The 22,690-nt window shown below is 37.7% G+C and carries 23 protein-coding genes and 1 tRNA gene; 10 read left to right on the top strand and 14 right to left on the bottom strand.

Features of this window, described 5'->3' with window-relative positions; all coding sequences use genetic code 11:
* Nucleotide 1: 1 nt before the first annotated feature.
* Nucleotides 2-970 (top strand): isoaspartyl peptidase/L-asparaginase family protein, encoded by a 969-nt coding sequence (locus tag TASI_RS06620; RefSeq protein ID WP_014111991.1) that lies wholly within the window; start codon nucleotides 2-4, stop codon nucleotides 968-970.
* Here TASI_RS06620 and rnhA read toward each other — a convergent pair.
* Both rnhA and TASI_RS06630 read right to left on the bottom strand, forming a co-directional pair.
* Complete coding sequence (gene rnhA, locus TASI_RS06625; RefSeq protein WP_014111992.1) at nucleotides 963-1,415, bottom strand: ribonuclease HI; 453 nt, start codon at nucleotides 1,413-1,415, stop codon at nucleotides 963-965. The two genes, TASI_RS06620 and rnhA, sit on opposite strands and share 8 nt — an antisense overlap.
* A complete protein-coding gene (locus TASI_RS06630) occupies nucleotides 1,408-2,031 on the bottom strand; it encodes a class I SAM-dependent methyltransferase (protein ID WP_014111993.1) in 624 nt (207 codons plus the stop codon). The genes rnhA and TASI_RS06630 overlap by 8 nt, the downstream gene beginning before the upstream one ends.
* A gap of 84 nt (nucleotides 2,032-2,115) precedes the next feature.
* On the opposite strand from TASI_RS06630, the gene gloB reads away from it, so the two are divergent.
* The 3 genes from gloB (at nucleotide 2,116) to TASI_RS06645 (ending at nucleotide 7,412) form a co-directional block, all read left to right on the top strand.
* Complete coding sequence (gloB, locus tag TASI_RS06635) at nucleotides 2,116-2,928, top strand: hydroxyacylglutathione hydrolase (protein ID WP_014111994.1); 813 nt, start codon at nucleotides 2,116-2,118, stop codon at nucleotides 2,926-2,928.
* A 7-nt stretch (nucleotides 2,929-2,935) separates the two neighbouring features.
* On the top strand, nucleotides 2,936-4,390 hold the full coding sequence (locus TASI_RS06640; protein WP_014111995.1) for a transglycosylase SLT domain-containing protein: 1,455 nt from the start codon (nucleotides 2,936-2,938) through the stop codon (nucleotides 4,388-4,390).
* A gap of 136 nt (nucleotides 4,391-4,526) precedes the next feature.
* Entirely contained in the window at nucleotides 4,527-7,412 is a 2,886-nt protein-coding gene (locus tag TASI_RS06645; RefSeq protein WP_014111996.1) for an OmpA family protein, read from the top strand.
* A 95-nt stretch (nucleotides 7,413-7,507) separates the two neighbouring features.
* Here the strand turns inward: TASI_RS06645 and TASI_RS06650 are convergent.
* The 6 genes from TASI_RS06650 to tyrS form a co-directional block, all read right to left on the bottom strand.
* Nucleotides 7,508-7,597, bottom strand: a tRNA-Ser gene (locus tag TASI_RS06650).
* 29 nt (nucleotides 7,598-7,626) lie between these two features.
* Entirely contained in the window at nucleotides 7,627-8,265 is a 639-nt protein-coding gene (locus tag TASI_RS06655; protein ID WP_014111997.1) for a riboflavin synthase, read from the bottom strand.
* Complete coding sequence (gene ribD, locus TASI_RS06660) at nucleotides 8,250-9,422, bottom strand: bifunctional diaminohydroxyphosphoribosylaminopyrimidine deaminase/5-amino-6-(5-phosphoribosylamino)uracil reductase RibD (RefSeq protein ID WP_014111998.1); 1,173 nt, start codon at nucleotides 9,420-9,422, stop codon at nucleotides 8,250-8,252. Before ribD ends, TASI_RS06655 begins: the two co-directional genes overlap by 16 nt.
* On the bottom strand, nucleotides 9,412-9,870 hold the full coding sequence (gene nrdR, locus TASI_RS06665) for a transcriptional regulator NrdR (RefSeq protein WP_028883966.1): 459 nt from the start codon (nucleotides 9,868-9,870) through the stop codon (nucleotides 9,412-9,414). Before nrdR ends, ribD begins: the two co-directional genes overlap by 11 nt.
* Before the next feature lie 3 nt (nucleotides 9,871-9,873).
* Entirely contained in the window at nucleotides 9,874-11,118 is a 1,245-nt protein-coding gene (glyA, locus tag TASI_RS06670) for a serine hydroxymethyltransferase (RefSeq protein WP_014112001.1), read from the bottom strand.
* A gap of 12 nt (nucleotides 11,119-11,130) precedes the next feature.
* Nucleotides 11,131-12,354, bottom strand: a complete 1,224-nt coding sequence (gene tyrS, locus TASI_RS06675; RefSeq protein WP_014112002.1) for a tyrosine--tRNA ligase — start codon at nucleotides 12,352-12,354, stop codon at nucleotides 11,131-11,133.
* Between the two features lie 81 nt (nucleotides 12,355-12,435).
* On the opposite strand from tyrS, the gene TASI_RS06680 reads away from it, so the two are divergent.
* A complete protein-coding gene (locus TASI_RS06680; protein WP_228359738.1) occupies nucleotides 12,436-13,527 on the top strand; it encodes an anhydro-N-acetylmuramic acid kinase in 1,092 nt (363 codons plus the stop codon).
* Here TASI_RS06680 and erpA read toward each other — a convergent pair.
* The 5 genes from erpA to pmbA all read right to left on the bottom strand — a co-directional run bounded on the left by erpA (nucleotide 13,524) and on the right by pmbA (nucleotide 17,047).
* On the bottom strand, nucleotides 13,524-13,886 hold the full coding sequence (gene erpA / locus TASI_RS06685; RefSeq protein ID WP_014112004.1) for an iron-sulfur cluster insertion protein ErpA: 363 nt from the start codon (nucleotides 13,884-13,886) through the stop codon (nucleotides 13,524-13,526). The genes TASI_RS06680 and erpA overlap by 4 nt on opposite strands.
* Nucleotides 13,887-13,896: 10 nt before the next feature.
* Nucleotides 13,897-14,610, bottom strand: a complete 714-nt coding sequence (locus TASI_RS06690) for a DUF6776 family protein (RefSeq protein ID WP_014112005.1) — start codon at nucleotides 14,608-14,610, stop codon at nucleotides 13,897-13,899.
* A 91-nt stretch (nucleotides 14,611-14,701) separates the two neighbouring features.
* Entirely contained in the window at nucleotides 14,702-15,094 is a 393-nt protein-coding gene (gene rpsI / locus TASI_RS06695; RefSeq protein WP_014112006.1) for a 30S ribosomal protein S9, read from the bottom strand.
* A gap of 10 nt (nucleotides 15,095-15,104) precedes the next feature.
* Nucleotides 15,105-15,533, bottom strand: coding sequence for a 50S ribosomal protein L13 (rplM, locus tag TASI_RS06700; protein ID WP_014112007.1), 429 nt, complete (start codon nucleotides 15,531-15,533; stop codon nucleotides 15,105-15,107).
* A gap of 185 nt (nucleotides 15,534-15,718) precedes the next feature.
* Nucleotides 15,719-17,047 (bottom strand): metalloprotease PmbA, encoded by a 1,329-nt coding sequence (gene pmbA / locus TASI_RS06705; protein WP_014112008.1) that lies wholly within the window; start codon nucleotides 17,045-17,047, stop codon nucleotides 15,719-15,721.
* Between the two features lie 56 nt (nucleotides 17,048-17,103).
* Between pmbA and yjgA the strand changes: the two genes are divergently transcribed.
* The 5 genes from yjgA (at nucleotide 17,104) to TASI_RS06730 (ending at nucleotide 21,746) form a co-directional block, all read left to right on the top strand.
* Entirely contained in the window at nucleotides 17,104-17,658 is a 555-nt protein-coding gene (yjgA, locus tag TASI_RS06710; RefSeq protein ID WP_014112009.1) for a ribosome biogenesis factor YjgA, read from the top strand.
* Nucleotides 17,651-18,313 carry an alpha/beta hydrolase gene (locus TASI_RS06715; protein WP_014112010.1) on the top strand — a complete coding sequence of 221 codons (663 nt, stop codon included), beginning with the start codon at nucleotides 17,651-17,653 and terminating at the stop codon, nucleotides 18,311-18,313. The genes yjgA and TASI_RS06715 overlap by 8 nt, the downstream gene beginning before the upstream one ends.
* Nucleotides 18,314-18,315: 2 nt before the next feature.
* Nucleotides 18,316-19,728: a glutamate--tRNA ligase gene (gltX, locus tag TASI_RS06720; RefSeq protein ID WP_014112011.1), complete on the top strand. Its 1,413-nt coding sequence runs from the start codon at nucleotides 18,316-18,318 to the stop codon at nucleotides 19,726-19,728.
* A gap of 524 nt (nucleotides 19,729-20,252) precedes the next feature.
* Nucleotides 20,253-21,032, top strand: coding sequence for a histone H1-like repetitive region-containing protein (locus TASI_RS06725; protein WP_014112013.1), 780 nt, complete (start codon nucleotides 20,253-20,255; stop codon nucleotides 21,030-21,032).
* Nucleotides 21,033-21,167: 135 nt separating this feature from the next.
* Nucleotides 21,168-21,746, top strand: a complete 579-nt coding sequence (locus tag TASI_RS06730; protein ID WP_014112014.1) for a YggT family protein — start codon at nucleotides 21,168-21,170, stop codon at nucleotides 21,744-21,746.
* On the opposite strand, the gene TASI_RS06735 is transcribed toward TASI_RS06730, so the two are convergent.
* Nucleotides 21,739-22,689, bottom strand: a complete 951-nt coding sequence (locus tag TASI_RS06735) for a carbohydrate kinase family protein (protein WP_014112015.1) — start codon at nucleotides 22,687-22,689, stop codon at nucleotides 21,739-21,741. The two genes, TASI_RS06730 and TASI_RS06735, sit on opposite strands and share 8 nt — an antisense overlap.
* Between the last annotated feature and the right edge of the window lies 1 nt (nucleotide 22,690).

The raw sequence follows: 22,690 nt of genomic DNA on the forward strand, positions 1-22,690 counted from the left end.
TATGAGAGGTCCAGTGATAGCCATTCATGGTGGGGCAGGTGCTATATCTAAAAGCAAAATCACAGATGAGATAGAACACAAATATAGAGCGTCCCTAAAAGAGATTATTGATGCCGGAGCTGATGCCCTTAGAGATGGTGCGAGTGCTATAGATGTAGTTGCACTAGCTGTAAGCATGTTTGAAGATAATCCTATGTTTAACGCTGGCAAAGGGGCCGTATTCACGCACAATGCCACTCACGAACTGGATGCATCCATTATGTGCGGTGAAACATTAAGATGTGGCGCCGTCGCAGGCATTGCCACCATAAAAAATCCAATTTATGCTGCCAAATGTGTAATGGAAAAAAGCAAGCATGTAATGCTAATCTCAAAAGGGGCTGAAGATTTTTTGCGTGCTCAGGGATTTGAGGCTGTGCCAAACGATTATTTCAGCACAGATATACGACGCGAACAGCTTGAGATTGCCTTAAAGAGCGATTCTCAAGAGGCCTTGCTCGATCATGATTCGGACCATCAAGCCTCTCCAATAGATGAAAAAAATAAAATGGGTACAGTAGGTGCTGTCGCACTCGATGCTCACGGAAATCTTGCAGCCGCAACTTCTACAGGCGGTATGACAAATAAGATGGCTGGTCGTGTAGGCGATTCGCCTATTATTGGTGCAGGCTGTTATGCGAACAACAATACCTGTGCCGTCTCTACAACAGGGCATGGAGAGCATTTCATAAGATCTGTTGTAGCTTACGATATTTCTGCTTTGATGGACTATAAGGGGCTATCTTTAGAAGATGCCTGCGATGAGGTCGTATATAAAAAACTGCCTTTAATTGATGGATCTGGCGGACTAATTGCTATCGATAAAGATGGCAATGCTTACCTCCCTTTCAACTCCGCTGGAATGTACAGGGGTTTAGGATATGCAACTGGATCGAGAGAAGTGGCTATTTATAAAGGTGAGGCTATTTAACTTTCTCTAAGCCCTGATTTGCAAGCTTATCAGCTCTATCATTATTAGGGTCACCGCTGTGACCCTTTATCCATGCCCATGTTGGCTTAATCAAATCAACTAAGTCCAAAAGCTGCATCCATAAATCCTTGTTTTTTACAGGAGATTTTGAAGCAGTTTTCCATCCATTTTTCTGCCAATTCTCCAGCCATTTTTGAGTGAAAGCGTTCATGACATATTGAGAATCGACTGTAATCTTTATCTTAGAAAAGTCATTAAGACACTCTTTTACATATTTTAGACTCTCTATGACAGCCATCAACTCCATGCGATTATTCGTAGTGTCCTGTTCGCCGCCACATAGTTCAATTTCACGCCCATCGCAAAAAATTAGTGCTCCCCAACCGCCAGGACCTGGATTTCCCTTGCAAGCTCCATCGGTCCATATTTCTATATTTTTAGACATTATTATTTTCCTTACTCAACACAGGTACACCATTTTTAATTGATGAAGTTTTTGAAAATGCCAACCCCACCGCAGCTCCTGCCAATGATGAGCGTTTTAATACAAGAGCATAACTAGGGATAAAAATTCTTGAAAACATAACACCTTTTTTGGTTTGATTTGTTATTTCCTTGGACTCAAATTCAAATTCTGCACTCCATATCTTAATTTGCTGTGCAGATAACTTTCTTTTCTTTGGCAATGGACACGCACGCATCTTTTTGCTTATTTTGCTCAATGGATTTGTTTTTAGACCTAAGATAACGATCAAGCCATGTGGGTTAAGATGAGCAGAAATTAATTTAAGAGTATCTTTGGGATAATCAAGCAATTCCAATGTATGTGGCAATATGATTAAATCTGCCTCAGAAAATTTGTTTAGATCCTCAAACGAAATAATGGCTTTATTTTGCGTTCTAGCATTCGTTAAATAATTATGTTTAGGCAATCCAATCTGTATGGATTGATATCCGAAAGTGTTGGTCAAGAGTCCCTCTATAGCACTTAATTCCCATTTGATAAGTGAGGCACCTTCATTAAAAAGCCAGTTTGAAAAACTATTGGTTAAATTATCCATACACTAAATAATTAGTTGAAATTACAGGAAATTATTTCGTAACATATAAACATTAAAATTCACGATTTACGCAATCTAATTCCTATGCCTAAGATCACCTTCGTTCGTGCATTCCAAGATAACTATATCTGGATGATTTTACACGAGGGTCATATATGTGTTGTTGACCCAGGTGATAGCAAGCCAGTTATTGATTACATAGAACAAAATGGACTTATTTTAGATGCCATTTTAGTTACTCATCATCATAACGACCATGTCGGTGGAATTAAAGAGTTGGTGGAACATTTTAGCCATACGCAAAATTCCTCTGTAAAAGTTTTTGGGCCTGAAAATCCAAAACTTGATTTCGTAAATATAAAAGTTAAAAACGGTGATTCGATTAAATTATTGGATTCACTTTATATAAGTGTTTTTGAGAGTCCAGGTCACACATTAGACCATTTGCTTTATTATTCAGAATCAAAAATACTTACGGATAATTTTGACATATCTCCTTTTGTTTTCACTGGTGATACGTTATTCTTATTGGGTTGCGGAAAAATATTTGAGGGTGATTCTAAAAATATGTTCCAAAGCCTTGAAATATTTAAACAAATGAGTAAGAATACTCTTGTATTCTGTGCTCATGAGTATACGCTTAGTAATGCTGCATGGGCTTCTGAGGTTGATCCTAAAAATTCAGAACTTCAGAACCTTATTGCAAAATATGAGTCTATGATCTCTCACGGCTTACCTACTGTGCCAGATAAGTTAGATTCACAATTTAAATATAACCCTTTTTTAAGGTTGAGCGATCCAGTAATTATTAGCTCTGCTCAATCGTATTCAGGTGAAGTTCTTGATTCACCCGAAAAAGTTTTAAAAGTGCTTAGACAGTGGAAGAATAATTTTTAGGTTTATTATGAGAGTTAAGAGTTTTATTGCCATTTGTGCAACCGTTATACTTAGTGCTTGTGCATCTAACGGATCGAACGTTAGTAGCACAGGTTCATCTAATTACAAAAATAAATCTGTAGTCGACTACGATGTTAGAGTTTCTCACCTATCTGTGTGGGACAGAATTACAGATGGCTTTAAAATGCCTAACTTAGATGGAGATCCTCTAGTTCAAAAATGGATTGATTACTACGCAAATAGGCCTGAATATATCGAGAGGATGGCAGAAAGATCTTCTAAATATCTCTACCACATAGTAGAAGAAGTCGAAGCACATAAATTCCCTACTGAATTAGCTCTCTTACCTTTTGTTGAAAGTGCATTTGTCTCTACAGCTAAATCTTCCGCTAAAGCAGCTGGTCTATGGCAGTTCATTCCAAGCACTGGCAGAAATTACAATTTGTCTCAAGACTTTTGGACAGATCACCGCCTAAATCCAATTCATTCCACTCGAGCTGCTATGGATTATCTAGGCTACTTATATGATTTCCAATCAAATGATTGGCATTTAGCTTTAGCTTCTTATAACTGGGGTGAAGGTGCTGTCGCTCGTGCACGCATTAAAAACGAAAACGCTGGTTTAAGTAGTGATTATCTATCTCTTAATATGCCAGATGAAACAAGAAATTATGTTCCTAAACTATTAGCTATTAAAGAGATAATTTCTAATCCTCAAAAATACGATATCCGACTACCTTTTATTCCTAACACTCCATATTTCCAAAAAGTGGAAGTCGCAGAGGATATGGACGTTGAAGTAGTTGCTAAGTTGGCTGGTATGTCTCTTGAAGAGTTTAAGGAGTTAAATCCAGCTACTAAACGACCAGTATTTCTAGCTTCTAAAGGTGATTTTATCCTGTTGCCTGTTGAGAGGATTCAAACTTATGAAGAAAATCTTGCTTCTTATAAGGGAAATTTAGCTTCTTGGGGTGGATACGATCCTCTTCAAGGTGAGACTTTACAATCTATTGCTCATAAATTAAAAATTTCACTTGCTAAACTTAAAAAATTAAATGGCTTAGGCTCTAAACAAAATTCTATTGCTAGAACACTTCTAATCCCTACAAATATTAATGTTGAGAACTTTAAAGAAGATATCAATATTAAGGGGCAGTTTGTTTCAGATCAGCCTATCTTAGTGAAAAACGAATCTAAGTTCACTAAACCTGTTCAGGCTAAATTTAAAGGCAAAACTAAACTTGTTAGCACTAACAAGGCCTCTAAACTTAAAGCCCAAAGAGCCACATTTAAAACGACTTCAAACAAAAAGGCTAAAGTTCGTCAAATTAACTATACAGTTAAATCTGGTGAGACTATGTATTCAATCGCCAAAAAGCATGGAACTACAGTTTCTAATTTGAAAAAATTAAATGGTGGCAGGTCTTCGCTTAGGTCTGGACAAAAAATTAGAATTAAATGACGTTGCTTATAAACATTTCATGTAATAAATAAACTTAGCAAATCGATACTCTTAACAATGTCATAACATAAAAGGTGCTAAGATTAACAAATGCGATAAATCTTAACAGACGCATTTTTAATAATAAGGACTTTTTATGAACTTCGACATAAACCAACTTTTTAAGGGTTCTGTACGCAATTTAGTGCTGGATCAATTGATAAAATCTGTTGGCCTACCTGAAGGGAAGGCCAATGGTCTATTAGATCGTATAGTTTCAGTTGTTATTGGTGGTATTTCAAAAAAATCAAACTCAAAAGAAGGTGTTGATCAACTCCTAGAAATGATTAAAGGAGTTGACAGTAATACACAACAACTTTATTCTACTGGCGCATCAAATGCAGAACTAGGTTTTGACTCAATTAAACAAAAAGGGCTTACCTATTTAAATGGTCTTTTTGGTAGCGATTTAGATGGCGTTGTTGACCAAGTTTCCAGAGAGGAAGGTGTTACTCAGATTCAAGCCAAAGACTCACTTTCTGCCACTATCCCTGCAATATTCTCTAGTTTAAAAAACAATTTAGGTAGTAATTTTAGTCTATCTAACTTAGGTTCTTTAGCTGGTGTTGCGGGCATGGCAGGTGTTGCTTCTGCAGCTGGTTCCCAAGTTTTAAATAAAGTTAAGGGTTCTGAAATTAAAGAGGCTCCTAAATCCTCTCAAGTTACACCTAATCCTACACCTAAACCTGCACCTTCTGAAGAAACGGTTAATGCTGCTAGGATGGCTGGAGTTCATCAACCTCAATATACAAAAACCACAGAATCACGCCCAGTGGAAGAACCTAAGAAAAGCGGAATTTGGAAGTGGCTAATTATCCTTGCTTTAATACTAATTGCTTTACTTTTATTCCGAAGCTGCGGTAAAGACGAAGAAGCTCCTATCACTCAAAATGAACCTACTAATACTGAATCAACTCCAGTAACAAATGAGCAAACTACTGACTCAGAACCTAAAGTTGTTGAAGGACTAGGTAATTTTTCTTGGGATTTTGAAGATAAAAAATTGATTCTAGATGGTGATTTGGATACAGCTGAATCTAAAGCAAATCTTTTAGATGCATTTAAAGGAATCGCTGGTACAGTACCAGTGGAAGACGATCTAGATATAGATAAAGAAGCTGGAAAACTTGAATTTACTGATTTTGCTGCTCTTGCAACAGCCTTAAAAGGCTTTGTTGGTGTTGATGGTAAATTTGACGGAAGAGAACTTAAATTATCTGGAACACTAAATTCCGAAGAATCCAAAACGGAATTATTGACTAAACTGAAAAAAGCTTTAGGCGATAATTTTGAAATTAAAGCAGATGATATAGATATCAAAGCTGACGAACTTAACGAAGATAAGGACAATAAAGAATCTGATGAACCTGTAGAAGCAAAAATTTCTAAAGATTTAGGAGATATTAATTGGGCCGTTGATTCAGAAAAAGTAGTAGTCTCAGGTGAAGTTCCTAATGAAGAAACTAAAGCTAAGGTTTTAGATGCATTTAAAGTTATTGCAGGCAACCGACCTTTAGAGGATAAATTAGAAGTAGATGCTGATGTTGGTCAGTTTCAGTTTGACGCATTTGATGCTCTAGCAGATATTCTTAAAAATTATCCAACTATTGACGGTGAATTCGATGAAGGTGAACTAGTTCTTGATGGCACATTAAATTCAGAAGAATCCAAAACTAAACTTACAAGTGAACTGCAATCAGTATTAGATGACGCTTTTAAAGTAAAAGTTGATGATATCGATATAGATGCACCAGAAGCTGTAGATGGTTTTGGTGATTTAGAATGGGCTTATGATGGCGAATATCTGAAAGTTGATGGTACGGCTAGTGCATCAGATAAAGTTAAAATTCTTAAAGCTTTTAACTCTATCAAAGGTACAGCTACACTTAAAGATGAAGTTGATGTTGAAAATAATATTTCTAACATGAACCTAGATTCTTTAGATGCATTTATAAAAGTAGTTGAAGACTTTCCTAACGTTAAAGGCCATTTCGATGGATTCCAATTAGATCTTGATGGTCATGTTATATCTGAAGAAAGAAAAGCTGAATTAGTTTCTAAACTGCAAGAAGCTCTTGGTGCTAATTTTAAAATCGATGCTGACAGCGTTGAAATTGATGCACCAGATGTAGTGAAATCTGAACAACCTGTTTCTGATACATTCCCTTCTCCAACTGCACCAGCAGAGGATAAATTTCCAGCTCCTACTGAAGAGAAACCAGCTACACCTGAAGCTCCTGTGGCTCCTGTAACTGAAGCTCCTGCTGCTACAGAACCTACTCCAGCTTCTAATGCAACTTCATCTGATATTCCTGAGGAGCCAGTGGAAGTACTTGATATAAACGAAATGTCCAAAGACAAGCTTGATCTTAATATTAAGTTTAATACTGCATCCTCAGAGATCATGCCTGTGTATAACAATCGTTTAGATGCATTTGCGAAATTCCTAATCGACAACAATCGTACAGGTGAAGTTGCTGGTTTCACTGATAGTAAAGGTGATGATGAGAGCAATAAAAAACTTTCTGCAGAAAGAGCTAAAGCCGTTCGTGATTATTTAATCGCAAAAGGTGTACCAGAAGCTAATATTGTGGCTGTTGGTTATGGAGAAGCTAACCCAATCGCCGATAACAATACACCAGAAGGTCGTCGTGCAAACCGTCGCATTGAATTTAATGTTAAAGACATTAACGAAAATAAAGATGGTATTGGCGAGATGATTAAGAAAACTAACGAAGAGGCTAAAGAAAAAGTTAATGATGCTGTAGAAGCTTCCAAAGAAACATTTAAAGAAGCAAAAGAGGATGTTTCAAGAGCTTCAGTAGTTGCTGGCGAAAAAATTAAAAACGCCGCTACTTCTGTAGGTGAAGCTGTGGATAATGCGGCCCACAAAACAGAAGATGTAATTCAAGACATTAAAGAACAAATGGGCGGACAACCTTCAGAAACAGCTCCTGCTCCAGAGCCTGCACCAGCACAATAATAATCTAAGCCTTTAGCAACTATATGCAAATAACCCGAGACGCAAGCCTCGGGTTTTTTTATTTTAAGTGCACAAATTTTATTTTTATAATCTTTTGGCGGATCAGGGGGGATTCGAACCCCCGATACGTTTGACCGTATGCACGCTTTCCAAGCGTGTGCCTTAAGCCACTCGGCCACCGATCCAAAATAAGCTGACTATTTTAACTAAAAAATTAAAATGGTGCTTGCATCATTCTTTGAACATATCTTGCAATAGTATCGATTTCAATGTTCACTTCATCGCCAGCTTTTAAATATTGTAGAGTTGTGTTCTTAAAGGTGTGAGGAATCAGATTCAAACTTATGATTGTTCCTTCAGGAATCATATCCTCCGAATGAGGATCCTCTGGTGAAAACACGTCATTAACATCATTAACGGTCATGCTTACACCATCTACAGCTACCGAACCCTTGTAAGCCATAAAACTTGCTAAATCTTCAGGAATTAAAATCTCAATTTTATGAGATTCGCCCTCTTGCGTAACTCCTACTACACGAGCCACACCGTCCACATGCCCAGACAACAAATGGCCATCTACCGTGTCCCCAAGTTTCATGGCACACTCGAGATTTACGTACCCCTCTTTATCAAGTCCCGAAGTTTTTGATAGACTTTCAGCCGAAACATCCACCTCAAATCCTGAATCACTTTTTTGAACTACGGTCATGCATGCCCCGTTAATAGCTATAGAATCGCCTTCCTTGATATTTGAAATATCCAAATCTCCTTTGGCAATGCTTAGGCGTACTCCTTTTTCAAGTTTTGAAACCGATTCAATTTTGCCCACTGCTTGAATTATGCCTGTAAACATCTAACCATCTCCTTTAATGAATTTAGTAATGCCTTCCAACGGACAGAGTTCCTAATCCTTAGACGAACATTATTACTAATTTTAGTCAAATCGAACATTTCCAAATAGTCATGCTCTGGAATTGATTCTAACGGTGAAATATTAAAAGGTGCATTACAATCCCCTAAAATCATAGGTGCAAAATACCATAGATACTCATCTATAAGCCCAGCCTCGTAAAGTGAGGTATTTAAACCACTACCTGCCTCTACATGAATCTCATTAATTTCGTTGGCAATGCCCACCTTTTCTATCAATTCCCGCAAATTCAACAAACCATTTGAGTCCGTATCAATTCCAATCAAATCAATATTATTTGGCAACACACCCCTATCATAAGCAAAATTTGATAAAGCGGAGGCATTGCCACAGATAATAATTTTTGGATTTGAAAATATATTGAGATTCGGATTATCCAAGGTCCTAAAATCGCTATCCATAATAGCTACAAGCGGCTCTCTAGGCGTCTCAACGTAACGCACATTCATTCTAGGATTGTCGGCCAAAACCGTACCTACTCCTGTAAAAATAATACTTGCACGAGACCGCCACTTGTGACCGTCGTGTCTAGACTGCTCATTGGTAATCCACTTGGATTTTCCGTTAGCAAGAGAAATACGGCCATCGAGCGAACTTGCGATCTTAGTGCGAATCCACGGGCGACCTAAAAGCATGCGAGAGAAAAAACCGACATTAAGCTCGAGAACTTCCTCCATAAGATATCCCACATGCACATCGATTCCGTGAGAGCGGAGGGATGAGATGCCATTGCCACCGACCAAGGGGTTAGGGTCTGGCAATGCGACCGCAACCTCTCGTATCCCGCTTCGAATCAAAGCATCCACGCATGGAGGCGTGCGACCGTGGTGGCTACAAGGTTCAAGCGTAACATAAAGCGTAGAGTCTTTTAGTAGTGACCCAAGCCCTCTTTTCTCCACATCTTGCAAAGCCTCAATCTCCGCATGATTTGAACCAGCCACTTGCGTTGCACCTTGGCCAATAATCTTATCTCCATGCACAATAACGCATCCAACGCATGGATTTGGGTCAGGCAAATGGCGATTTTTTAAAGAAAGTTCGTAGGCCAGCCGCATGAAATGCGTATGTCTATCTTTCATCACTTGAGAGCTCTTGAATTGTTGTAACAAATTGGGCAATATCCTCGAAACTCTGATATACAGAGGCGAATCGAACATATGCTACTTGGTCTAACTCGCGTAGTTCTTTCATAACTACCTGACCGACCTCATATGAGGAAACTTCCTTATGTGGATGGTTTAAAAAAAACTCGAGGATGCGGGATACTGCACAATCCACTTGATCTCTTGAGACAGGACGCTTGCGTAAAGCTATGTTCATACTGGATCGCACTTTGTCGATATCAAACTCCATGCGTAAGCCATTTTTTTTAACTACCGTTGGCAATGCTAACTCGATTCTCTCATATGTTGTGTATCGCTTATCACATTGCAAACAACGCCGTCTGCGTTTGATGGCGAGACCATCCTCGGATGATCTCGAGTCTAAAACTTGACTCTCTCCATGAGAGCAGAACGGGCATTTCATCGATTATTTGTAAACTGGGAATTTGCTAGTCAAAGCTAAAACTTTTTCGCGAACAGCTGAAATGTTTGCTTCATCATCTGGATTATCCAAAACATCAGCTATCAGATTCGCAGTTTGCTCAATTTCCGCTTCTTTAAAGCCTCTTGTAGTCATAGCTGGTGTACCAAGCCTTATTCCACTAGTGACAAACGGTGTCTCAGGATCGTTTGGAATAGAGTTTTTATTGCAAGTGATAAATGCATCACCCAAAACTTTTTCTGCATGTTTACCAGTGATGCCTTTTGAGCGAAGGTCAACAAGCATTACATGGCTTTCAGTGCGACCAGAGACAATGCGTAAACCACGTTTTTGCAATGTCTTCGCAAGAATATCAGCATTTTTAATAATTTGCTCTGCATATTGTTTAAATTCAGGTTCTAAAGCCTCTTTAAATGCAACCGCTTTTCCGGCAATAACATGCATCAGTGGACCGCCTTGAATACCAGGGAAAATTGCAGAGTTTATCATCTTCGCATGTTGCTCTTTCATCATAATGACGCCACCACGAGGGCCTCTTAGAGATTTATGCGTAGTTGAAGTTACAAAATCGGCATGTGGAACAGGATTAGGGTATTGTCCCCCAACAACCAACCCTGAATAGTGGGCAATGTCCACCATGAAATAAGCACCCACTTCCTTAGCGATTTTTGCAATTCTTTCAAAATCAATGCGAAGAGAATATGCCGACGCACCAGCAACAATTAGTTTTGGATTATTTTCTTTCGCTAATTGTTCAAGTTTTTCATAATCAATCGCTTCATTTTCATCCAAACCATATGGAATAAAATTGTAAAGCTTACCAGATAGGTTAACTGGGGAGCCGTGAGTTAAGTGCCCTCCTTCATTAAGATTCATACCAAGAACAGTATCGCCTGGTTTTAATACGGCAAAATATACAGCCTGATTAGCTTGAGAGCCAGAATTAGGTTGCACATTAGCCGCTTCAGCTCCGAATAATTTTTTTAATCGTTCAATAGCCAACTGTTCAACTATATCTACGTATTCACAGCCGCCATAATAGCGTTTTCCAGGATACCCCTCTGCGTATTTATTTGTGAGTTGAGAACCTTGAGCTTGCATAACAGCTGGGCTTGTGTAGTTTTCGGAGGCAATGAGCTCGATATGCTCCTCCTGACGTTGCTCTTCTTTCTTAATGGCATCGTAGAGTTCTGAGTCAACTTTATCTAAAGTAAGATTTATATCAAACATGATTTTCCTAAATTATTTAATGGTAATGCGTGCGAATTTTCTTTTTCCAATCTGGACCACATAGGTACCAGATTTTAAAACTAAGCTTTTGTCTTCTACTTTTGAGCCGTCCACCTTTACTCCGCCCTGAACGATATTTCGCGAAGCTTCAGAACCAGAACTAGCCAAACCCGATTCTCTAAGAACCGCAACAATGCCCAATTCTGGGCCATTCAAACTTATCTCAGGTATATCTTCAGGTATTTGACCATCTCTAAATCGAGATTCAAAATCTGCCAATGCTTTAGCTGCAGCTTCATCATTATGAAAACGTGTAATAATTTCTTGAGCCAGTGCAACTTTAATATTCCGTGGGTTTACTCCCTGCTCAACATCACGTTTTAGTTGAGCAATCTCCTCTAAGGATTTTGATGAGATTAATTCATAATAATTCCACATCAAAGTATCGGAAATAGACATGATTTTTCCAAACATGCTATCAGGAGTTTCAGTGATTCCGATATAGTTATTTTTAGATTTGGACATCTTCTCAACTCCGTCCAAACCAACCAATAGAGGCATGGTTAAAACAGTTTGTTGCTCTTGTCCATATTCTTTTTGAAGTTCACGACCAACAAGTAAATTAAACTTCTGATCTGTACCTCCAAGTTCCATATCCGACTCAAGAGCCACAGAATCATATCCTTGCATAAGAGGATACAAAAGCTCATGCATAGATATAGGCACACCACCTTTAAAACGCTTAGTAAAGTCATCACGTTCCATAATCCTAGCGACGGTATATTTAGATGCCAATTGAATTAGCCCGCGAGTTCCTAGCGCATCACACCATTTTGAGTTGTAGGAAATAATAGTTCTCGAGGGGTCCAAGACTTTAGATGCTTGTTCATAATAAGTTTGAGCATTCTCTTCAATCTGCTCACGTGTTAATGGCGGTCTAGTCGCATTTCTCCCACTCGGATCACCGATGGTTGCTGTGAAATCGCCGATTAAAAATATAACTTCATGGCCCATATCCTGCAGTTGTCGCATTTTGGTTAATACAACCGTATGCCCCAAGTGCAAATCAGGTGCTGTTGGGTCAAGCCCTAGTTTTATTCTTAGAGGAGTTCCAGTGTCGTGACTTTTTTGAAGTTTTTGCAAAAACTCGGATTCTACTAATATTTCTTCCGTTCCGCGTCTCACAATATCCATTTGACGAGCAACTTCAGTACTTATTTTTATTTCTTCTGTCATGAGAGGTACTTAGACCGTGTGATAATACAATGATTTGTAATTATATAATTCAATAAATAAATTTTTAGGTTCTCTATGGCAATGCATCAGTATTTTATCGGTTTAATGTCGGGCACTAGCACCGATGGAGTTGATGGAGTAGTTTGTAAAATAAGCAGTCCAGAGGATTTAGAGTTTCTTGGACACGCCTATATTCCTTTTAATGATTCACTTAGAGAACGAATCCTAAAATTAAATACACCTAGCTTTGATGAAATAAATTCTATGCATTTAGTCGGCATGGAGCTTATCAAGGCATATGAGAAATGTGTACAAAAGCTTTTAACTGAACATAATTTACAAGCAGAACAAATTCGAGCAATTGGGGCTCATGGACAAACTGTAAGACACAACCCGAAAATCGGACTTACCCTTCAAATTAATAACCCTGCACTTTTAGCTGAGAAAACTCATATCGATGTAGTGTCTGATTTTCGAAATGCTGATATTGCTGCTGGTGGCGAAGGGGCTCCATTAGTACCAGCATTTCATAAGCATTTTTTTAAATCGAGAATACCCGTAGCAGTCCTTAATTTAGGAGGATTCGCAAATATATCTGTCATTGAGGAAAATAGTGTCGTGGGATTTGATATAGGGCCATGTAATGCATTGATGGATTTATGGATTCAAATGCATAAAGGGCAGTGTTTTGATAAAGAAGGAAAATGGGGTGGAAGTGGGCATTGCCACAATGGGTTGCTAAATAAATTATACACACACCCATTTTTTAGTTTGCTTCCACCAAAGTCAACGGGAAGAGATGATTTTAATATTTATTGGTTGAATGAAAATTTAACGAATTTTAAGGATTTAGAGCCTGTAGATATTATGGCCACACTTAGGGAGCTAACTGTTCACTCGATTCTTGAATGTACCGAAAAACTAGATAGTAGTATTAAAACCATATATGTTTGTGGCGGGGGCGTATTTAACAAAGCCCTGATGGATGGGCTTAATCAAAACGCCGATAGACAATTTATTAGTGTTGAAGAAATGGGTATAAATCCTATGACAGTTGAAGCCCTAGCTTTTGCTTGGCTTGCCTATTTAAACGTAAATAGAATCTCCTTAGATTTAAGAGAAATAACTAGAGCCCAAAGACCTAAAATCTTGGGTTCTCTATATCCCTACTAAATACTGAATGATGAACCACACCCACAAGTTGTAGTGGCATTAGGATTTCTAATCACAAATTGAGAGCCTTCAATATCCTCTTTATAGTCTATCTCTGCACCCACAAGATATTGAAAACTCATTGGATCTACTAAAAGTGATACACCATTATTAGTAACTGTGGTATCGTCTTCGGCCATATTCTCGTCGAAAATAAATCCATATTGGAATCCTGAACACCCACCACCTTGAATGAAAACTCTTAGTTTTAGATCAGGATTACCCTCTTCATCTATTAATTCTTTAACCTTTGCGGCAGCTGCATCAGTAAAAACTAATAAAGACGGTTCCTGTAAGTCTACAGTTTGTACACCAGACATAATATCTCCTTTAAAGCAAAACAGATTTGCTTGCACGCACTTGATTTCCTTCAAGCACTTTTACGTAAATTTCATGTGGCTCAAATCCAGCTGGCAATACCAAATCACCAGTACTTTGCTGCCAACGAACAAAATCTACAGATAAAATTGAATGCGATCTTGCATTATTAAGTATCTTAGAAGCAACTTTTGGATTTGCTGGAATAGCCAGTTTATTATCCTCAGTAATACGAGCAGGTATTAGATCAACCATAATAGTTTTACCGTTAAGCATACCGACTGCCTGAAATTTAAGCATACCTTTAAAATTTGTCTCTTCATTGACCTTTCTGCTTAATAAAATTTTATAGCTAATTAAATCACCAGAGCGCTTTACATCTAAACTTCGTATGGTTACTAAACCCATAGGACCCGATGGCAATAATTGCTCATAGAATTCGATATCCCTTGATAAATCACTAACCTCAGCTAATAGTCTGTCGTTTTCTATGCGAAATCTTTGAATCGTTGAATTGCTAACAAAAAGCTTTCCTTTTAGATTCTTAATAGAATTTTGAAGTTCCTCATAATCAGATTTCATATTCAAACGGGCATTTCGTAGAATTTTTTCAAATTCCACGCGTAAAACCATCTTCTCTTTCTTGAGATTGAGATTATCGTAGTAATGCACAGCTGCACCGCCAACGATAACACCGAAAACGAAAAGTAAACTTCTGATAAGCATAAGAAATATTATAAATCGTTATGTCAATAAAAAACCCACATTCATAATCGTAGAAATGTGGGCTTTGATTTGATGTATCAATAAGCAAAAATTAACGCTTACTAAATTGCTTACGACGACGTGCTTTGCGAAGACCAACTTTCTTACGTTCAACTTCACGTGCATCACGAGTTACGAAACCAGCTTTAGAAAGCGAAGGTTTCAAAGTTTCATCATAATCGATAAGAGCTCTAGTAATACCATGCCGAACAGCACCTGCTTGACCAGACTCGCCGCCACCATGAACATTTACTTGAATATCGAAATTCTCAATCATCTCAACTAACTCAAGTGGTTGACGAACAACCATTTGACCAGTTTTACGCTGAAAATATGAATCAACGTCTTTACCGTTAATTACTATATTTCCAGAACCTTTTTTCATAAAAACACGAGCTACCGAAGTTTTACGACGGCCAGTGCCATAATTCCATTCACCAATCATACTCTAGCTCCTAGATATCCAATTGCTTAGGTTGCTGAGCAGCATGAGGGTGCTCACTACCTGCGTAGATCTTAAGTTTTTTGATCATAGCGTAGCCAAGTGGGCCTTTAGGTAACATACCTTTAACTGCTTTTTGAATAGCACGGCCTGGGTGACGCTCTTGTAATTTACGGAAATTAGTTTCATAAATTCCGCCAGGATATCCTGTATGACGGAAGTATTTTTTATCTTCAAATTTACTACCCGTAACAACTATGTCCTGTGCGTTGATGATTACGATGTAATCACCTGTATCTACGTGAGGTGTGAATTCTGGCTTATGCTTACCACGCAAGCGGCGTGCAACTTCGCTGGCTACACGACCAAGGACTTTACCTTTTGCGTCTATAACAAACCATTCACGGCTCACTTCCTGCGGTTTAGCCACGAAAGTTTTCATGATGGATCCTTAAAAATTATTAATAAAAACTTCTATACACACTAGAAAAAACTAGCTTCGCCATGCTGTTATTCTTTATTTCTCTCTTCAGCAGTACGAAATTATGGTTAGAAGTAAATTTTGTATTATAAGCTAAATATTTGATTTTCAATAATGATTATTTAAAAAATATTAGTAAATGTAGTTTAATCACCAGCAACAGACATTTTTTCTATAAGAATCGACCCAGAAGTTTTGGACCCTTTTGTATAACTGTCTGAACCAATAGACACAATAGACTTAAATATATCTTTTAAGTTACCTGCTATTGTTATCTCAGTAACCGGGTACTGGATTACACCATTTTCAACCCAATAACCAAAAGCACCTCTGGAATATTGGCCAGTTACATAATTTATCCCATGGCCCATCAGTTCTGTCACCAATAAACCTGTACCCATTTCACGTAACATGCCTTCAAAATCTGGACTCTCAGTAGACGAATGAATAGACATATTATGGGAACCACCTGCATTACCCGTTGTGGACATACCTAATTTTCTAGCTGAATAGGTAGATAAAAGATAGCCTTTTAATACTCCATCTACCACTAAATCTCTTTTTTGAGTACTCACACCCTCTTGATCAAACGAGCCACTACCGTAAGCTTGCTTTATAAAAGGATCGTCAACTACCTTAATATGATCAGACATAACTTTTTCGTTTAAGGCACCTTTCAAGAAACTCATATCTCGATATAGTGCACCTCCACTAATAGCTTGAGATAAAGCTCCTAAAAGAGTCACAGCTATAGGAGCTTCAAAGAGAACGGGATATTCACCTGATTTAATGCGGCGTGCTCCAAGTCTTGAAATAGTACGTTTAGCAGCATATTCACCTATTGCTTGTGGGCTAGATAATTTGCGTGGATTTCTGTGGCTTTCATACCAATAGCCACGTTGCATTTTTTTACCCTTGCCAGCAATGACAGATAATCCCAAAGAATGGCTTGTATGCTTATATCCTCCAAGAAATCCATTTGATGAGCCAAGTAAAAAAGATGAACACCCAGTTTGAACTGAAGCCCCATCAGAATTAGTAATTTGATCACTAAAATCCAATGCAAAGCTTTCAAGCTCTATGGCAATGTTCCCGGCACTCTCCGCATCAAGACTCCAATCATGGTACAGATCCAAATCAAGAATCTCAGTTGCATATTCTTCTGGTTTAGGCAGACCAGCAAAAGGGTCTTCTGCGGTATATTTTGCTATATCCCAAGCATGCCCTACTGTGCTTTCAATTGATTCTTCGGTTAGCAAGGCTGTAGCTGCAGATGCACGCGCCTTTCCGTTAAATACTGTAATTGATAGCCCCCTATCATGCATCTCCTCTACAGTTTCAATGCTTTTATTTCGAGCGGCTACAGTAAGACCATGAGATTCAGAAATTTCTGCGATAGCTTCAGATGCCCCTTTTTTTGTGGCAATGTCTAAGGCAAATTTCACAAAGTATTCAAAATCAGATTTGTTTTTCATAACTAAGGAGGAGTGCTAATTAATATAATAGTTAAGAATTTTAATCAATTTAAGATATGAATGAAAATCAAGAAGAATTTGCTGAGGATATGTTTGAAGGTCCCAGCAAATCACAAGTTAAAAGAGAATTGCTAGCGATCACAGAGTTAGGACGCGAGATCATTGCCCTCCCAATAGAAAAAATAAAAAAACTAGATTTAGATGAAGAAATTTTGGAGCAAATTAAGATTGCCCAGAAAATCAAAGCTACTACTGAGGGCAGAAGAAGGCAGTCCGCCTATGTAGGAAAGCTTTTACGAAACGCAGATATTGAAGCCATAAAGCAAAAACTTTATGAATGGGAAAACGGCAGTAAAGCCATTACAGCCCAAATGCACATGTACGAAAATTTGCGTGATAGGCTTATTGAGAGCGATGATCATTTAACTAATTTGCTAGATTCTGTTCCCGTGATAGATATTCAGCAACTTAGAAACTTAATTCGAGCTGCACGCAAAGAAAAAATACAAAACTCTCAATTACAAGAGGGGAAAGAGCCTCAAAAAAAGGCATACCGTGCACTATTTCAATTTCTTAAAACGCTTCCTTTAAGTGAGAGTGCAGATGAATGATTTCATAGAGTTAAATCCACAAGGTGAAACTAAATACAGTGTTATATGGCTCCATGGCCTAGGGGCTGATGCCACTGACTTTGTTCCATTGGTTCCTCAATTAGATTTGCCAGAAGGCTCAGGTATTAAATTTATTTTTCCTAATGCCCCTACTCAGCCAGTAACCATAAATGGTGGCATTGAAATGACCGCTTGGTACGACATACTAAGCTTGGATCGCATGGGTGCTGGCTCTGATAGAAAGGGAATCGAGAAATCTCAAGCATTAATAACTTCATTGATTGAGCGTGAGATTGAAGCTGGTGTTGAACCTGAAAAAATATTTTTAGCTGGTTTTTCGCAAGGTTGTGTAATGGCACTTCATACAGCATTAAGATACCCCAAAAAACTAGCTGGTATTATTGGCTTATCTGGATACATAGCCTTAAGTGAATCATTGGAAACTGAAGCTCATAAAAATAATAAAGATATTCCTATTTTCTTAGCTCATGGCACTCGAGACGATATTGTAAATATTAGTTTTGCTGAAGATAGCAAAAAACTTCTTGAGTCTTTGGGATATAAGGTTCAGTGGCATACATACCCTATGGGGCACGAAGTGTGTCTACCCGAAATTAAAGATATCAAAGAATTTATATTAAATAACTTGGAATAAACATGTCAGACGGACAAATTATTAAAACTAGGTTCGCACCATCACCTACTGGATTTCTGCATCTAGGAGGGGCTAGAACCGCTATATTTAGTTGGGCATTTGCAAAACACAATAATGGAAAATTTGTATTACGTATCGAAGATACAGATTTAGAGCGCTCCACTCCTGAAGCGGTACAAGCAATCCTTGATGGTATGGATTGGCTTGGTATTGATTATGACGAAGGCCCTTACTATCAGACGAAACGGTTTGAGCGATATAAGGAAGTAGTTCAGGATCTAATTAATAGTGGTCACGCTTACTACTGCTATAGCACCCCTGAAGAAGTTGAGAAAATGCGTGAAGAGGCTCGGGCTAAAGGACTTAAACCAAAATATGATGGAACTTGGAGGCCTGAGGAAGGGAAAACATTGCCACCAAAACCTGAAGGGCTTGAGCCAGTAGTTAGATTAAAGAATCCTCTAACTGGGCATGTCGTATGGAAAGATATGTTTAAAGGAGAGATTTCAATTTCTAATGAGGAACTTGATGACTTAATCATTGCCAGAAAGGATGGGACTCCTACTTATAATTTTTGCGTAGTCGTTGATGATTACGATATGGGTATCACTCATGTAATTCGCGGAGACGACCATGTAAATAACACCCCAAGACAAATTAATATCCTAAAAGCCATGGGAGCTTTGATTCCTGAATATGGACATGTTCCAATGATTTTAGATCAGGACGGCAAAAAACTATCTAAACGATATAACGCCGTTAGTGTTATGGAATACAAAAAGCTAGGCTATTTACCCGAAGCTCTATTTAATTATCTAGTGCGATTGGGATGGAGCCACGGTGATGATGAGATTTTTTCTAAACAAGATGTAATCAATTGGTTTGATATCGACCATTTAAGTAAATCTGCTTCTCAATGGGATATTGCAAAATTAAATTGGGTTAATTCTCAATATATTAAAAATACACCCACAGAAGATTTAGTTTCTATGGTTAAACCGTTTATTGAAGAGCTTGGTGGATCTACTGATTTTTCAAATATCAATGAGATTATCGAACTAAACAAAGATAGGTCACAAACTTTGGTTGAGCTTGCTAAAGAGAGTCTTTTATTTTGCAAACAGGACTACTCGATTGCTGATGATTTACGTGAAAAACATATGGACGAAAAATCAATTGCGAACATTAGGTCATTTGTAGAATCAGCTAAACAAATAAAAGATAGCGATTGGAATTCAGATAATCTTGCAAAATTAATTAAACAAAAATTAGATGAGCTGCAAATCAAAATGCCAGCTTTAGGCATTCCTATGCGCGTAATGCTTTTTGGACAAAAACATACTCCCGCACTTGAATTAGTTCTCTCAATTTTGGGTAAAAACGAAGTTTTAAATCGTTTGAATAAGTATATATAGCTTATGTTTTGTTGGATTTATGCAAAATTTTTTAATTTTTTTTTGCATTTAAATTCAATGGGTTTAGGAGAAAAAAATATTTCTCTAAAACCCATTTTTTTTGCTGTACGCAAAAAATTAGTTTAAGCTTAAACTAATTATAAATTCTAATTTTTTTTAGAAAAAGTTGCTGTTTGTAAATTTTATATTCAATTTCATGTCAAAAAATTAGGGTTTCCCATTTATTTTTGCTGTATTTCACATATTTTATATGTACACATACTTAGGTGATAGTTTAAGCTTAAACTAATTTAAAATCGCATTTCATTTGTATGAAAAATGCTTATTTTCATTAACTTAGAGACGATTTGCAAAAACATTGCCAACAAATAAATAGTGTATTTTTTCAGTATTTGCATTAATCTATTACATGTAACAGAGCGACTGTTATGAATATTTGAGATGCGTCTCATAATCATGAAGTGGGGGTTATTTCAAATATTCAATCATTTTGCATGAATCAATCAACACAAAAGGAGTTGGATATGGCATCAGAAACTAAAGAAACTGTTGCAAAAAAACCGGCGGCAAAACGTGCGACTACAGCTAAAAAAGCTGTTAAACCAATCGCTACTGTTACCGCTAAAAAAACTACAGCTAAAAAACCTGTAGCTTCTAAAGTAGCTAAAGCGGCTGCGCCTAAAAAACCAGCGGCTAAAAAACCTGCTACTAGAACTGCTGCTTCTAAAACTACAGCTACTAAAACAGCTGCAAAAAAACCTGTAGCTAAAAAAGCAACTACTAGCAAATCTGTTGCAGCTAAAAAACCTGCTACTAGAACCGCTGCTTCTAAAACTACAGCTACTAAAACAGCTGCAAAAAAACCTGTAGCTAAAAAAGCAACTGCTAGCAAATCTGTTGCGGCTAAAAAACCTGCTACTAGAACTGCTGCTTCTAAAACTACAGCTACTAAAACAGCTGCAAAAAAACCTGTAGCTAAAAAAGCAACTGCAAGCAAATCTGTTACAGCTAAAAAACCTGCTACTAGAACTGCTGCTTCTAAGACTACTGCTACTAAAACTACTGCAAAAAAACCTGTAGCTAAAAAAGCAACTACTAGCAAATCTGTTGCGGCTAAAAAACCAGCAGTAAAAAAAGCAGCTCCTAAAAAAGCTGTAGCTAAGGCAGAGGAAAAAAAAGTAGATCTTAAGGAAGAAGACAAAAAAGCTGAATCTGTGCTTGATGCTTCTAAAAAAGAAGAAAAGAAGTCTGAATCAAAAAAAGAATCAGGCAAAAAAAAAGCACAAAAGAAGCAAAAAAAGTAACTAGTACTCTTAAATCACCTAATAGTTGGCCATTTCCAACAGGATCTAGCCGTCCTTAAAGTGTGATATTTTTATCTAGGCTGAATTTCGATTCAGCCTTTTTTGTATTAAACTTTTTTTATTTAAGCATCTGCAATGACCGAAACACTTATATTTCTTATTAAAACGGTGGCTAGTATTTTTTGTGCTCTTTTATTTATTAGAGCCTGGCTATTTTATTTGAAGGTTCCTGCTTTTAACGACTATTCAAGATTTATATATAAGCTTACAGATTTTGCAGTTAAGCCAACGCAAAAAATACTTCCCCCTGGGGACAAAATTGATTGGGCTAGCATGATACTAGCTTTTATTGTTTGTGTTGCAATGGCATTTATAGTGACCACTCTTTGGATTTCTTCCATAGAAATTCCATATAAGGGGCATTCAAGTGCGATGTTTATTGATATCGGCCATGTTTTATTATTTGGCCTAAGTTATTATTTGCAGAATTTCCTATCCATAATATTGTGGGTTGGTATCGTTTATGCGATTACATCATGGTTGGCCCCTCAATCCGCACTTATGCCTTTTCTAAGATCGATGATGGAGCCTATGCTTATACCCATTAGAAACAAACTTCCTGAATCTCTCAAACAAAGTCCAGTGGACTTGTCATTATTCGTTTTATTGATTGTGGTTCTTCTACTTCAGGTTTTAGTGGGAAATATTATTTAATCTCCCGATCGATATCATAAACTGATTTTAAGAGACTATTAACGGTCTCTTTTTTATGCCAGTAATTTTGAGGGCCCTCAACAGCAATCTTTAGTGCACCCATAATATTAGCAAGGCTTGCACTCTCAACCCAAGACCAACCATTAGATAAACCATATAATAGACCGCCTCTATGAGCATCACCGCATCCAGTAGGGTCCTTTACTGCTTCAGGTGCAAAAGTAGTAATTTCATGCATTTTAGAATCATGATAAAGTCTGCTACCCCTTGCTCCCATAGTAACGACCACGGCATCAAGCAAGTTGGCAATGTCCCTCATATCCATACCTAGCCTTTGTTCTACTACAGAAGCTTCATATTCATTAAGTGTCAATGCATCCGACAAATCAATCATAGTTTTTAATTCAGTAGCATCAAACAATGGCATCGCTTGCCCTAAATCGAATATAAATTTCACACCAAGTTCATGCAATTTTCTAGCATGTTCAAACATACCCGCTTTAGAGTCTGGAGCAACAATGGCCCAATCACAAAATGCATTCTCAATAGCATTTGTATGGGAAAATTCCATAGCTCCTGGATGAAATGCACTTATCTGATTTCCATCTAAATCAGTAGTTATATGGCATTGAGCTGTAAATGATTCTGGAATTTGCTTTATGAATTGGGTGGCAATGCCCAGTTGTCTCATCCGTTCAATATAGTCATCTGAGTCTTTACCGACTGTCGCTACTGGAGCAGCATAGCCGCCGAGCATATTAAGGGCATACGCAATATTTCCTGCACATCCACCATATTCTTTTCGCATGGTCGGCACAAAAAAGGACACACTCAAAGACTTTATATTTTCAGGAAGTAGATGGTCCTTAAAATGACCATCAAACTTAGTAATAGTGTCAAAGGCCACGGAACCACATATTAAAACAGGTTTTTTATTTCCCATA

Origin of the sequence: Taylorella asinigenitalis MCE3 (assembly GCF_000226625.1) — a bacterium.
Taxonomy (GTDB): domain Bacteria; phylum Pseudomonadota; class Gammaproteobacteria; order Burkholderiales; family Burkholderiaceae_B; genus Taylorella; species Taylorella asinigenitalis.